The sequence below is a fragment of the Pediococcus cellicola genome (assembly GCF_001438655.1).
Taxonomy (GTDB): Bacteria; Bacillota; Bacilli; order Lactobacillales; family Lactobacillaceae; genus Pediococcus; species Pediococcus cellicola.
Genome location: NZ_JQBR01000007.1, coordinates 1 through 14,767, shown reverse-complemented (window position 1 = coordinate 14,767; position 14,767 = coordinate 1). Strand labels below are relative to the sequence as shown.

The 14,767-nt window shown below is 40.6% G+C and carries 10 protein-coding genes and 1 tRNA gene; 1 reads left to right on the top strand and 10 read right to left on the bottom strand.

What is annotated here, in order from left to right; all coding sequences use genetic code 11:
• Positions 1 to 924, bottom strand: a complete 924-nt coding sequence (locus IV80_RS06940; protein WP_057751458.1) for a Ppx/GppA family phosphatase — start codon at positions 922 to 924, stop codon at positions 1 to 3.
• Positions 925 to 1,168: 244 nt separating this feature from the next.
• Entirely contained in the window at positions 1,169 to 2,188 is a 1,020-nt protein-coding gene (gene trpS / locus IV80_RS06935; protein WP_057751456.1) for a tryptophan--tRNA ligase, read from the bottom strand.
• Between the two features lie 520 nt (positions 2,189 to 2,708).
• Here trpS and helD point away from each other — a divergent pair.
• Positions 2,709 to 5,015, top strand: a complete 2,307-nt coding sequence (gene helD, locus IV80_RS06930) for an RNA polymerase recycling motor HelD (RefSeq protein WP_057751454.1) — start codon at positions 2,709 to 2,711, stop codon at positions 5,013 to 5,015.
• Between the two features lie 67 nt (positions 5,016 to 5,082).
• Here helD and IV80_RS06925 read toward each other — a convergent pair whose 3' ends face one another.
• The 8 genes from IV80_RS06925 to IV80_RS06890 all read right to left on the bottom strand — a co-directional run bounded on the left by IV80_RS06925 (position 5,083) and on the right by IV80_RS06890 (position 14,580).
• A complete protein-coding gene (locus tag IV80_RS06925) occupies positions 5,083 to 6,393 on the bottom strand; it encodes a KxYKxGKxW signal peptide domain-containing protein (RefSeq protein WP_057751452.1) in 1,311 nt (436 codons plus the stop codon).
• A 111-nt stretch (positions 6,394 to 6,504) separates the two neighbouring features.
• Positions 6,505 to 7,662 (bottom strand): cation:proton antiporter, encoded by a 1,158-nt coding sequence (locus IV80_RS06920; RefSeq protein WP_057751450.1) that lies wholly within the window; start codon positions 7,660 to 7,662, stop codon positions 6,505 to 6,507.
• Positions 7,663 to 7,679: 17 nt separating this feature from the next.
• Positions 7,680 to 9,011 (bottom strand): dihydrolipoyl dehydrogenase family protein, encoded by a 1,332-nt coding sequence (locus IV80_RS06915; protein ID WP_057751447.1) that lies wholly within the window; start codon positions 9,009 to 9,011, stop codon positions 7,680 to 7,682.
• A 36-nt stretch (positions 9,012 to 9,047) separates the two neighbouring features.
• Positions 9,048 to 10,019 (bottom strand): ABC transporter ATP-binding protein, encoded by a 972-nt coding sequence (locus IV80_RS06910; RefSeq protein WP_083490552.1) that lies wholly within the window; start codon positions 10,017 to 10,019, stop codon positions 9,048 to 9,050.
• Entirely contained in the window at positions 10,016 to 11,545 is a 1,530-nt protein-coding gene (locus IV80_RS06905; RefSeq protein ID WP_057751445.1) for an ABC transporter permease/substrate-binding protein, read from the bottom strand. Before IV80_RS06905 ends, IV80_RS06910 begins: the two co-directional genes overlap by 4 nt.
• Positions 11,546 to 11,704: 159 nt before the next feature.
• Positions 11,705 to 12,940, bottom strand: coding sequence for a cytosine deaminase (codA, locus tag IV80_RS06900; RefSeq protein ID WP_057751443.1), 1,236 nt, complete (start codon positions 12,938 to 12,940; stop codon positions 11,705 to 11,707).
• Positions 12,940 to 14,307: a cytosine permease gene (locus IV80_RS06895; protein ID WP_057751441.1), complete on the bottom strand. Its 1,368-nt coding sequence runs from the start codon at positions 14,305 to 14,307 to the stop codon at positions 12,940 to 12,942. The genes codA and IV80_RS06895 overlap by 1 nt, the downstream gene beginning before the upstream one ends.
• Before the next feature lie 199 nt (positions 14,308 to 14,506).
• Positions 14,507 to 14,580, bottom strand: a tRNA-Thr gene (locus tag IV80_RS06890).
• Positions 14,581 to 14,767 lie beyond the last annotated feature (187 nt).

Sequence of the window (14,767 nt, the reverse complement as noted above, 5' to 3'; positions counted from 1 at the left end):
TTATTCATGACGCTGGACATATTCTGAAATAATGCCTTCCCGTACACCACTTTCAGAAAAGATAACCCGGTCCGCATCCAACATTTGCAATAACATAACCAGCGGTAAAATCCCACCAATGATAATGTCAGCCCGTTGTGACTCCAACCCCGGCATTTTTTTTCGGTTGACTAAATTACGGGAGAGTAATGCCCGAAATGTTTTATTTACAACTTCTGTCTTTAAACGGTAGCCGTGAATATTATCCACACGCAATAAGCCTTGATGCTGTCGATTCATTCGTGCTAAGGAGCGGTTAGCACCACCAAGCAAAATGATCGGCAACTGTACCGCATCCATGATCCACCAAATATCACGGAACTGCTTGTTGACAAAGTTCTGGGCGGCGAATAAGCGATCCGCGCGCACCACATTGTTAAGATGGAAACGTTCTGATAAACTCACAGCCCCAAATGGCACACTAATCAAATTACGAGGTTTACCATTTTGCACGTGAATCAGTTCACAGCTTGCACCACCTGTATCTAGAATCAAACAGTCCTTAATTTCTAACGAGTTCATGACACCTAAATAATCATAATAAGCTTCATCATTGCCAGACAACACATCCAGTTGAATTCCAACTTCTTGCTGGACGCGATCTAAAAATTCCGCTTGATTTCTCGCTACTCGAACTGCGGCAGTAGTAATTCCTCGGATAGTCCGATTAGGATACGTATCATAAATGTGCTTAAATCGTTTTAAAGCAGCAATGGTTCGTTCCATCGCAATTGGTTGTAAAATGTGATTACTACCCATACCTTCAGAAATACGTGAATCTTCTTTAATTCGCCGCACTTCTCGAAAGCTACCGTCATCATGAATTTCATTGATGGCCATTCGCACTGAATTGGACCCCAAATCCACAATTACCAAGTTCTCCATTTCACACACCTCAATTCATACCGTTAATTTATTGTTTACATTTTACCATGTTTTCACACAAAAATGCGATATCTTGAAATTAGGACACGTCTCATAATTGCCGAAACGAACCTCTTTAACTGATGTTACATGTGGACCACTCCGCAAGTCAGAAATTAGCATATCAGCACGATTTCTGTGGGATTGCGATCCCGCTTTCCTCATCATTCTTATATGCTAATTTCTACCCGACTTGCTTTGTTCACTAGTTGAAGTAATTAATTCCCATTGCATCCCTGACTTCTTTTAACGTCTGGTTTGCCACCTCATTCGCCTTTTCGCTGCCTGCCTTCAAAATGTCATAAACGCCCGGTATATCCTGCGCATACTGCTCTCTTCTTTCTCGAATCGGCTTCAAAATTTCCTGCAAAACTTCATTTAAATAACGTTTTATTTTTACATCACCTAACCCGCCTGCTTGATACTGTGCCTTCAAGTCAGCAACCTTTGCCTTATCCTCGTCGAAGATATCCAAATAAGTAAATACGGTGTTGCCTTCCACGTGACCGGGATCTGACACCTTAATATGTTGCGGATCCGTGTACATTGACATAACTTTTTTTTGAATGGTATCTGCATCATCTGCCAAATAAATGGCATTATTTAAAGATTTACTCATCTTTGCATTCCCATCCAATCCAGGAATTCTTCCCAATCCCTTAGGTGGAAAATAGCCTTCTGGTTCAACCAAGATTTGCTTACCATAGACATTATTGAATGTTCGCACAATTTCACGAGTTTGTTCCAACATTGGCTCTTGGTCATCGCCAACAGGTACCGTATCTGCTTTAAATGCTGTAATATCAGCTGCTTGACTAACCGGATAAATAAAGAATCCAGCCGGAACACTTTCGCCAAACTTCTTTTGTTTAATTTCAGTTTTGACCGTGGGATTTCTCTCCAATCGAGAAACCGTTACTAAATTTAAATAAGTCTCCGTCAGTTCACTTAACGCCGGGATCTGTGACTGAACTAAAATGGTTGATTTTTTAGGATCGATCCCCACCGCTAAATAATCTAAAGCAACTTGAGTTAAACTATTTCTAATTTTTTCTGGATCTCGCGCATTATCTGTAAGTGCCTGCATATCAGCAATCATAATGTAACTATCATAATCACCCGTATTTTGAAGCGCCACCCGATTTCTTAAGGATCCTACATAATGCCCGATATGCAGCTTTCCAGTTGGGCGATCACCTGTTAAAATTACATGTTTTTTTGTCATTATAAAAACTCCTCGTCTTTTTATTTTTCGGTGTAAATAAAAAATCCTATCACTAGAAAAAAACTAGTCATAGGACGATTTCACCGTGGTGCCACCTAAATTGCAGAAGTATTCTGCCACTCATTGCAGTTATCGGTGCCCCGTTTGACGTTCTCCAAAACCCACTTCGTTTTTCTGGAATTTTTCAGCACACATTCCTCTCTGTTAGTGAAAAACTACTTCATTTCTTCATTGAACTTAACACCATCATTGTACCTGTCTTTATAGATACAAGCAAGATAATCCTTTTCCCAAAATCGTTATTTTCATGCCAGTCTTGCTACCAAAAATTTTCTATTTTCTACTAGGCTTTAGGACAGCTTTGCAAGTTAGCGATTAGTGTGCAAGCACAATCGCTGCAAGATTGTGCTCTCGCGCCAATTCCTACCGACTTGCTTCGTTCACTTTCCTTGACTTTCCCCCTCAAACAACCTAGAATATCATCACACTAAAAATGCTTTTACACTAAGGAGTCATTCTATTGAGCACCCTTGATTCAAATGAATTTAAGCGCGAGCAAGCCCGCGTCGACCATGTCATTTCTAAAATTGAAACCCAAACCGAACATACTAAAAATCTTTATAACCAGGCTCACTCGGAAACACGCTCCGTTGAAAGTAACTATTCTCAAAACGCTAAAATTAACACCTTTGAAGCCGACGACCGCATCGAAACCAATGCCGAAGTGCAACAGCAAAAGGGCCTTGTTGCCCGCGCTGTTGAAAACGAAACGATCCTTAAACGTCAAGTTGCCACCTACAAACGGCTCCAAGCATCTCCTTACTTCGGGCGTATTGACATCAAAGATCCAGGCGAAACTCAAGCCGAACCTCTCTACATTGGCACAGCTTCTTTTGCCGACGAGAACGAAAACTTTCTCATTTATGATTGGCGTGCACCGATTTCCAGTATTTACTATAACGGTACCCTTGGTAAAGTGACTTATCAAACACCTGTCGGCGATATGGACACCGAATTAGTCAAAAAGCGCCAATTCTCTATTCAATCTGGTAAAATCACCAACATGTTTGATACTAATGAAACTGTGGGAGACGAAATCTTGCAGGAAGTTCTCGGCCAACAAAATGATACGTACATGGCTAATATCGTTGCCACCATCCAAAAAGAACAAAACGACATTATTCGCGACACCACCAGTGATCTTCTGGTTGTTCAAGGTGTTGCGGGTAGTGGCAAAACTTCTGCCATCTTGCAACGAATTGCATTTTTGTTATACCACAGCCGAAAATCCCTTAATGCGGATGAAATCGTCTTATTTTCTCCTAATCGGCTCTACAGTCGTTATATTTCAGACGTACTTCCAAGTTTAGGAGAGCGCAATATGCGTCAGATCACGTTGGCTGATTTTCTCTCCCAACGTTTTCAGGGATTAAATGTCCAATCCATTTTTGATCGCTACGAACAAGAATCTCTAAGTTCTCCCGTTCAACAGGCTTTAAGCCAATTACTCGAAAGTCCCACATTCATGACTGCTGTTTCGGATTATGCTCAGAAATTAACGCCTCAAGAAATTCAATTTACCGACATATTGTTTAAAGAAAAGCCATTTTTTAAAGCAGCTGAAATTCGTAAAATTTATGCAGATTTACCGAACTCGCTTTCGCTTGCGGATCGCTTTTTAAAAACGAAAAATACTTTAATTAAAAGACTGAAGCGTAGAATTGATCAAGAAGCTGATGCCGACTGGGTTCACGAAACCATTGATCATCTCAACAATGAAGCTTATAACGATTTAATTGGTAAAAAAAGGCTTCGCGCTTTTGAAAGTTATGATGATGAAATTCATTATTTGGGAAGAAAAATCGCGGCAAAACATTTTCGTATCGTTTATGATGCCCTATACAATAACTATTTTATTGATATTTACAATCAGTACGCAGATTTTCTTCGTCAAGTTTCCCTACCCGACGGCTTAACCAATACTGACTGGGAAAACTTTCAATCTACCTTTCAAAAGGGAATTGAATATCATAAATTACATCTTTTGAACGCGGCGCCTTTACTTTTCTTACGTGATTTGCTGACTGGCGAAGGACGTAATCGGCAAATTCAATACATTTTTATTGATGAAATGCAGGACTATTCTTTAGCTCAAATGATTTACTTTAAGCACGCCTTTCCCAATGCCAAGTTCACGCTTTTAGGTGATAGTGAACAAGCCCTTTTTAAAGACGTTGAAGCACCCCAGAGTTTATTAAACCATCTGAAAGCTGCGTTTAACGTCAAAAGAGCTAACCTTATTACCTTAAATCGTAGTTATAGGTCAACTTACCCAATCACAAATTTTGCCAAAAAATTACTTCCTGATGGTGATCAAATTCAAGCCTTTAATCGGGAAGGTGACTTACCAACTGTCATCGTGCGTGACACACGACAAACAGGACTAGAAACACTAGTATCACTTTGTCACAAAGAATTACAAACTTATGGTACCGTGGCAATTTTAACAAGAAATATGAAAGAAAGTCGCCAAATATACGAAGCGATTCATCGATCAACCCACGCAAATTTATTATCTGATGCCGATCTAGCATTGCCCAAGGGTGTTTTGATTATGCCCGTATATTTAGCAAAGGGATTAGAATTTGATTCCGTCATCGCTTATGATATTTCCGCAACAAATTATCCGGACCAGCGCTCAACCGGTATCCTATACACAATGGCATCCCGAGCCATGCATCAATTGACCTTGTTAAGCATTGGTGCCGCCTCGCCTCTTGTCAGTTCTGTTTTAGCCGATCAAGAACATCTTGTACAAATTGAATAATCAAAAAAAGATAAGTCCCTTACTTGCAAAACAAGTGAGAAACTTATCTTTTTATAATCACATTAATTTAACGACGTTTTTGACTTCCGTGCATCACATAGGTGCTTCCCTCTAAACTACTTTGGGCACCTGACGCAAAATCTGACGTTTGTACGGTCATTTCGGAAGATGAATTGTCATCACGATCACTATTTCCTGATGCTTTTTCTGTTGTCTGGGTAGCTTCACTCTGTGCATTACTGATAGCACGTGAAGTTTTCTGGAATTGAGTTACCGGAACGGCTGCCTGTTGATAAGCATCATTTAAGTCGCCCGCTTCCACCTTAGTTGCCGCTTTAGTGCCAACAAACTTACTTAAATTAGTTAAGTACGGTGAGCGATCCACACGCTGATGAGTGGTTGTCGTCTGCTGTAACGCTTGAGTTGCTTCATGAACGACTTTTGAAATCGAAGCAGTCACGACTGCAGCCTCAGCAACCTTAGAAATCTTAGTTGTCGTTGCTGTGGTGGTGACAGGTGCTGAGCTTGTCACCTTGGCTTCAGTTTTAGCCTCATGACTTACTGAAGAAGCCGAACTTGCGGCACTGGTTGCTTCACTTGAAACCTTCGCAATCGAAGAAATTGCTTCACTGCTTGTTGAGCTAGCTTTTGAAACAGAGCTGGCTTCACTGCTTGTTTGGTCGGTTTTGATATCTGCTGAGGAGCCGGAATTTGCAGTATCTGCTGCAGAAGAAGCCACACTACCCACTTCAGAACCATTAGATGCTACTGCACTACTTGCCACACTGCTCAATGCCGTTGCATTAGAGAAACTACTACTTGTAGCTGTAGAACTTGTCTTAGCTGCGGAACTAAGATTTGTACTTAAACTTGGCGTCCAAGTGTTCACCTCGGAACTCGGTGTTGCTTGCGCAACTGATGCATAGTAAACAGCTGAAGAGTACACGGCTGAACTCGCTGCAGAAGAACGCTTCTGACTGCTTGAACTTGCTACAGAAGAACGCTTCTGACTGCTTGAACTTGCTACAGAACTAACTGCAACACTGCTTGAACTGGAACTTACTGCCGAAGAAGTTGCTGATGACGCACTCGAACTAGTACTACTATATGAGCTAGCACTGCTTTGCGCATTAGAACCATTACTAGTGGCATATGAACTTGAGTAGGCGTAACTGCTTGACTTCGTCTGAACATTACCAGTTTGTGCCGTATTTGTTGTATCCGCCGAGACAGGTGTGACTTCATTAAACGCCACAGCTGCATTCACGCTTACCAGAACAAGCCCTGCGAACAGCCAACTTTTATGAACTTTATACATTTTAAAATGGCCTTGATGACTTTGAGAATCATCGAATGTATTTTTATTCCGACTCTGCATATATCATAACCTCCAAACTTCCTATTTTTAAGAAACTCTTAAGATAATTATACGACATTTTTTTTAGTTTGAACACATAAAAACGCAAATTTCATCATATTTATACCGCTTTCAAGCTTTCTGTAAATTTCGCTGTTTTGTAATGGCATGTTTCAAAATAAATGGCGCAATAATAGTGACTACAATGATCACCAAAATCACATCTGAGTAATGAGTGGCATCCATTAAATGCGCTGTAAACCCAATCTGTGCCGTGATCAACGCCATTTCTCCACGGGAAACCATCCCCGCTCCAATGACATAATTACTCGCTAAGTCAAATCCTGATAATTTAGCACCTAATCCACAGCCAACCAATTTCGTTCCCACACCAAGAATGGTCATAAGTATGACAAAGCCTAGTGACTGCCATAAATGTGCGAAACTCATGTTTAGACCTACACTTACGAAAAACATCGGAATAAAGATAGCATATCCAATGGGTTCCACACTCGCACTAATTTCTTTGTGTGCAGGTGTTAACGCCACAGAAAGGCCGGCAAAAAAAGCGCCCACTGCACCACTCAAACCAACTAATTCCGCCAACCAAGCCATTGCTAAACAAATAATTATAGACATAATCGTGCGACTAGCGGTCATAAACAAATGGTCGGCCGTGCGCATAAGATACGGCGCAATCCACTTGAACAATAAGTAGACACCAATAAAATACAATACTTGTTTTAAGATAACGAAAAACAAACTTTGATTGCCACTTGTATCACCCATCATACTGACCATGATGCTTAATAGAATAACGCCAATAATATCGTCAGCCACTGCTGCCCCAAGAATAGTGGCTCCCTCTTTTGAATCCAGAGCATGAAACTCTTTTAAAACTTCTACCGAAATGCTGACTGAGGTGGCAGAAAAAATGACGCCCAATAAAAAACACTCCAGGCGGCTAAAATGAAACAACAACCCGGAAAATCCCATCAAAACTAGGGGGAAGATAACACCTATAATTGCAACGATTAATGCGGGGCGTAAATATTTCTTAAGTAACTGAATGTTACTTTCTAACCCGGCAATAAACATTAAAATAATAACGCCTAAGTCAGAAAAAACCTGAATCAAGCTGTTTAGCTGAATCCAATCTAAAATAGCCGGACCCACAACGACCCCGACTAAAAGCTGTCCAATCACTCCTGGGACACCCATTCGTTGACAGTAATGACCAACAAATAATGTTAAAAATAATACTAAACAAAGCGTCCCAATAAATTCCATACAACTGCCTCCAATAATTACATAAAATAGGTTAAATCGCTGGCAGCCGTTGGATAGGCAAAAATAGTTTCTTTTAAGCTTTCAGGAGTTAACTGACGATTAATCGCCATGGCAAAATAATTGATTAAATCATCTGCTTCGCTACTCATTAAGCTCGCTCCAACCACTGCACCGGTTTTCTTAGATGTTATTACTGTAGCATGTGCCAGTGGTTCGTTCAAGCGACGATACGTAAACCAGCCAGTGATATCCATATCAGAAACTTTATAAATAGACGTTTGTTTTTGGGCTTCATCCGCGTTCACGCCAACCATTGCCAAGCGAGGATCACCATAGATCACCGTTGGAATTGCAGGATACCGGATCGACTTGTCGTGACCTCCAAATAATTCAGCCAAATAATGGGCTTCAAAACCAGAAACGGGCGTTAATTTAGGCTGTGTCTTGTCCACCACATCCCCCAATGCATAAATATTTTCTGCTGTGGTTCGCAAGTGATCGTCAACTTCAATGCCTTTTTTAGAATACTTCACACCAGCTTTTTCCAAAGCTAACGTATCATCATTTGGGATCCGACCAGCCGTGCAAAAAACTTGATCTGTTTGCAAACTAAAGCCTTGCGCGCTAATCAATTCATAACCGGTCTCATTTTTTTCGATGCGACTAATATCAACACCAAAATGGAATTGAACACCAACTTCTTTGAGTTGATGAACTAAGCGCTGCACATCGGCTTGCGGAAAAGCTTTTAAAGGTCGATCATTATGGTGCACAATATGTACTTGAGCACCGGCCGCACTTGCTATAGCTGCAAATTCAAAGGCAATGTAGCCACCCCCCACAAACGTGACGGTTTTAGGCATTTGCGTCATTTGTAAGAAATCCGTACTTGTCTTAAAATGATGCTTACCATCAACTTCCAACAAACCCGGGCGCGCCCCAGTGGCAATTACAAATTTATCTGCCGTGACTTTTTGGTCATTTGCAAAAATGGTGTGCTTATCCACAAACTTCACTGAGCCATCAATTACTGTAATTCCAGCATTTTTTAAACCAGTTTTTGTTCCTTCTGAAACCGGATCAGTAAAGGTCTTTTCAAATTTAATGAGCGCTGGCCAATCAATTTCTGGTGCTTTTTTCAATCCATTACCTTCCAGATATTGGGAATGACGCCGTGCATCAACTGCAGCTAAAAGAACTTTTTTCGGATCACATCCCCGATTAGGACAAGTTCCGCCCCATAAGTTTTCTTCAACAACTGCTACCTTTAAATCCTGGGCTTTCAACGCATAAGCTAGGGCACCGCCACCCGGCCCAGCACCTAAAATTACAACATCAAATTTATTCATAAGAATGCCTCCATTATTTAAGTAACTCACTTAATTTTAACGCTTAACTTCACTAAGGTACCGCATAACTGCTTGTCGATTCAAATAGCCGACCAATTGCGTATCATGCTTAACTCCAATTTGTGTATTTTTACTCAGAGCTTGGAACGCATCGTCTAAGGTTGCCGTATCCGTCAAAATTGTGGCTTCATCAGTTGGCGATTTTGCTTTTGTCACATATCCCGTACGCACCAACTTGGCCAATTGCGTATCAAAAATGTTTTTAGCAACCGTTCCCGCAAAAAAGTTTTCTACAAATTCATTTACAGGATGTTGGGCAATATTATCGGGCGTATCCACCTGCAACAGCTGTCCATGGCTCATAACACCGATCCGGTCTCCTAATTTGAGGGCTTCATCCATGTCATGAGTCACAAATACAATCGTATTATGCATGCGCTGATGAAGGTCTAAAACTAAGTCTTGTAATTGTGTGCGTACAATTGGATCCAGGGCACTGAACGGTTCGTCAAACAAAACAATTGGCGGTTTGGCGGCCAATGCCCGGACAATTCCGATTCGCTGTTGTTCCCCACCAGACAACTCATCTGGCATTCGATTGCGATACTCATCAGGATTCAAGCCAACTTGTGCTAATAAATTATCAGTAATTTCGGCGATCTGTTTTTTCGGCATTTTCTTCATATCCGGAATCACACTAATATTCTGGGCAACTGTCATTGTGGGAAACAAGGCAATTTGTTGCAGCACATAGCCAATGTCTAAACGTAAACTACGCTTATCAAACTCTTTTAATTTTTTGCCATTAAATAAAATATCACCATCTGTTTGGGTAATCAATTGGTTAATCATCTTTAAAGTCGTCGTCTTACCACTACCAGATGTTCCCACTAATACAAACAATTCCCCTGGTTGAATAGCTAGATTCAAGTCGTGAATTGCTAAATTTTCGCCAAATTCTTTGCGCACATCCTTAAATTCAATAATAGGTTGGTTTTTATTCATCATTTGGCATCCCTCAACAATCCATGAGAAATCAAATATTTTTTCGCAACTTTAGCTGCGGATTCTTTTTTGACATTAACCTCATAATTCATTTTTTGCATGTCTTCATCCGAAATTTTTCCTGCTAATTTGTTTAGTGCCTGGACCAGTTTGGGATGGCTTGCTGCCAATTTTTCAGACATAATAGGCGCCCCTTGATATGGTGGAAATACATGCTTCGTATCCTTTAGCATAACTAAATTTAATTGTTTCAGCTGGCTATCTGTGGAATAAGCATCCCCCACATTAATGTTCCCTCGGTTCAGTGCTTCATAACGTAGGCTGGCCTGCATGGAACGGGCATTAATATTAAGCCCATACTTTTTATTGATTCCTTTAAGTCCATCGGTTCGATTGATAAACTCTAGTGTCATACCGGCCTTAATTTGATTTTCAATTGCTGCCAAATCACCAATTGTTTTCAAGTCATACTTTTTAGCAAATGATTTTTTCACCACAATCGCAAACGTATTTTGATAAGCCATCGGTTTTAAGTAGGCCATATTAAATTGATTTTTGAGGGCGTCACGCGCCTTTACGTAGGTTTTATGGGCACTTAAGTTCGTTGTCTGACCTGATTTTTTAACCAAGCTTTCCAAAACGGTACCGGAAAATTCCGGATAAATATCAATGCTTTTGCTCTTCAAGGCGTTAAAAAGAAAACTAGTTGTCCCAAAGTTGGGTTTCAAGGTCACGGTGACACTTTTATCCTGATCTTCAATCAAATCCTTATACATATGGATCAGAATATCTGGCTCTGATCCCAATTTACCAGCAATTACGATGTTTTCTTTGGGCTGTGAAACTGCTTGATACGTACTAGCTCCAGCAAATCCCACAATAATTACACCCACAGTAGCAATGACAGTGCGTAAACGTGCCGTTTGTAAAAATTTGATCAAGGCACTTAAAATAATGGCCAAAAGCGCAGAGGTGATTGCACCAATCAGAATTAGCGACGTATCATTTTGATCAATTCCCAGCAAAATAAAGTTTCCGAGTCCCCCGGCACCAATCAGCGCTGCTAAAGTTGCCGTTCCGATAATTAGGACCAGCGCCGTGCGAATGCCAGAAATAATGACCGGCAATGCAATTGGAATTTCGACTTTAAATAACTTTCGCAACCGCGACATCCCAAATGCATCGGCAGCTTCCTCTAAGGACGGATCAATTTCATCAATTCCGACATATGTATTTTGAAAAATTGGCAATAGCGCATAAATGACCAACGCGATAATTGCAGGGACACTACCAATTCCAACTAACGGGATCAAAAGTCCAAGCAACGCCAGTGAAGGGATTGTTTGTAAAACACTGGTTATTTGTAATAAAAACTCCGCAATATTTTTGTGATGTGTTGCCCAAATGGCTAACGGGATGGCAATCACAATTGCGATCAAAAGCGCCGTTAACGAAATCTGCAAATGTTCCCACAGCGCTTTTAACAGTTCTACTCTTTGATCTAAAAAGGTATTCCATAAAATCGTCATAATACCCTCCAAATAATTTTATGCTTCCATTCTCTCACAGAATTTCAAAATAACCATACGATATACTCAAGTTTACAGAGAACAAAAAAATAAAGTCCGCACCATAACGCTTCAAATATTTTTTGAGGTTACCGTTTGGACTTTATTTTGTGGTCTTTTTTAGAAAGTTAGTTTGACTTGCTTAGGCTGAGTCTGAACCAAGATTTTGCCGTTACGCACTGAATACAATACTTCGGATCGTTCATTTAACGCATTGTAAAAATTATTCTGATTTAAAATAATAAAGTTGGCGGGCTTTCCCACTTGAATACCATAATGATCCGTAATGTGAAGTGTTTTGGCCGCATTGTTAGTCACAAAATTATACGAATCTTGAATGTTTTGATACCCCATCAATTGCGCCACATGAATTCCCATATGTACCGGATCCATCATGTTTCCATTTCCCATCGGATACCACGGATCTTTCACATCATCTTCTCCAAATGACACGTTAATTCCCGCCTCGGTAAGTTCTTTAATACGGGTAATCCCACGCCGTTTAGGGTACGTATCAAACCGTCCACCCAAGTGAATGTTAACCAGTGGATTGGCAACCATATTAATTTTTGCCAGCTTTAGTAGTCGAAACAATTTATAACAGTAGGCATCGTTGTAGGACCCCATTGCTGTTGTGTGACTCGCTGTGACCCGATCAGCCAATCCCGTTTCGTACGCAAGTGTTGCCAAAACTTCCAAATTTCGCGAGTTAGGATCGTCAATTTCATCACAATGGACATCAATTAAACGATCATATTTTTGCGCCAACTCCGCGATATACTTCAAGGAAGTGACACCGTAATCTCGATTAAATTCATAATGTGGAATACCCCCAACCACATCGGCACCCTCTTTTACAGCGGTTTCTAGCAATGCTTTTCCTTTGGGATAGGACAAGACACCTTCTTGCGGAAATGCAACCAACTGAATTTCCACAACATCCTTCATTTCTTCTTTAACTTCCAATAATGCCTGCAAGGCCGTCATTTTAGGGTCTGTTGTGTCAACGTGGCTTCTAATAAACTGAATACCATTTGCCACCTGTTGGCGAATTGTGGCTTTGGCACGCGTTTTGACATCCAAGTGAGTCAGTGTTTTTTTACGCTCTGACCAAATACGAATCCCATCAAATAAGGTGCCACTTTGATTCCATTCGGGATCGCCAGCCGTTAAAGTGGCATCCAGGTGTACATGTGAATCCACAAACGGTGGTAAAAGTAACTTTCCGTTTGCTTCGATTATTTGTTCGTTTTGTCGAACCGGTAAGTTTTGCCCAATTTCAACGAATTTTCCCTTTTCAATACGTAAATCCTGTTTTGATTCCTTATTTTCAATGTAAACATCTTTAACTAACATTAGTTTTCCTCCTTGTTCAAAGTGACACGTATCACAACATAATACACAATTCCTACCAGAATCATGTCAATAAACGTAGCTCCCGTATACGCCTCAATCCAAGAAACTTGACGTAGTAACAGGTAAGCGATGACTCCAGCAAGCCATAGTCCAAACGCCAGCCAATGCACGCCCCCTCGATACCAATAGCGTCCGTTTCGTTTTGAAAGTGACGCAATGTGGTATTCCTGCTTATGGATTAAATAGAAGTCGACACACATAATGCTAATGATCGGTCCTAAAACCATTCCGACATAATCTAAAAACGCAGTAAAGGCATCCAAGAAGCTTCCGATAAATAATGGAATAAAGGTGACAATAGTGGCTAAAATGGTCACAATCCAAAGTGACTTTTTTAAGCTGATTCTGGGAAACATATTATTTACAGCGGAACCGGCCGCCTGTAAATTTACAGCATTAGCCGTCATACTAGTTAACACAATCACAATCATGGCAATCATACCTAGTCCTAAGCGATTGGCAATTGTGCTTGGGTCGGAATTGTTGGCATCATATATTCCGGAAGTGATGGCAATACTTATTGTGGCTACCAATCCAATGAACGCAAACCAAAACACCCCAATATCAGCGCCGATAAATGGTGCTGTAATGGCCACATGTTTTTTGTTCGTAAATCGTGTAAAGTCCGCCCCTGCCGTTACCCAGGCTAAATTAAAAGCTGCTAACGTATCAATTGCAGCGCCAAAAGGCATTTTCTGATGAGTGGGCACTTGCCAGTGGCCGATCTGTGAAAAAGAAACATCACGAAAAACAACGATCGATTCCCATAAAACGAAGATAATCACCAAAATGATTCCTATTCGTTCAATAATTTGAATCGACCGTTGTCCGGCAGAAATACTTATTAAGTGTAAAACGCTCATGATGACAATGCCCAAAATCAAACCTTTATTGCCACCAGCTTGCCCATAAATTGGCCAGCCAATCAACGAATGTAAAATATAAGACATTGAGGTGGCAGCGATAAATGTGTTAACTGCTGTCCAACCTACAAATTGAGTTAAGTTCACTAATGAGGGAACAATGCTGCCCCGAATGCCAAATGAAGCCCTAGAAATGGCCATCGTTGTCGCACCTGTTTTGTAACCCATGTAACCAATCAGAGATAAAAATATGTATGAAATACTTGATGCCACAATTAGTGCTCGAATACCACCCCAGAATCCGCATGCGGCAATAATTCCACCGACAAACCAAGTTCCATTATTAGCATTTGCACCCACCCAAGTAGCAAACATGTCCCAATAAGACATGTGACGGTGCGGTGTTGGCACAATATCAACTGCGTATCGATCTTTGGTTTCCATTAATCATTTCCTCCTTAGAATTTTTACACATTTTTATTGATTATACACTTCTCATAGAAAAAATCGAGAACTTTTTCAACATCACCATCAATCTAAGAAAGAATAGGTGACCTGTATTTAACATTAAACCGGATAAATTATAGGATAAAAAAGGAAATCATCAGTTATGACCACTAATGATTTCCTTCAAATTTGATTAAGCCACTTATCGGATTCGGACCGATGACCTCTTCCTTACCATGGAAGTGCTCTACCTAGCTGAGCTAAAGCGGCATAAAATTACCTGACCCAGTATACCATATCTTTTTACAACGCAGCAACGACGTGCGTATGCCTTGTTAAACACTTTAACTGATAAGTATTTATGTTCATCAATTGATAAATTGGGACAAAAAAAGAGCTCCCAATAAAGGAAGCTCTTTTTAAATTGCATGGCAACGTCCTACCCTCGCAGGGAGCG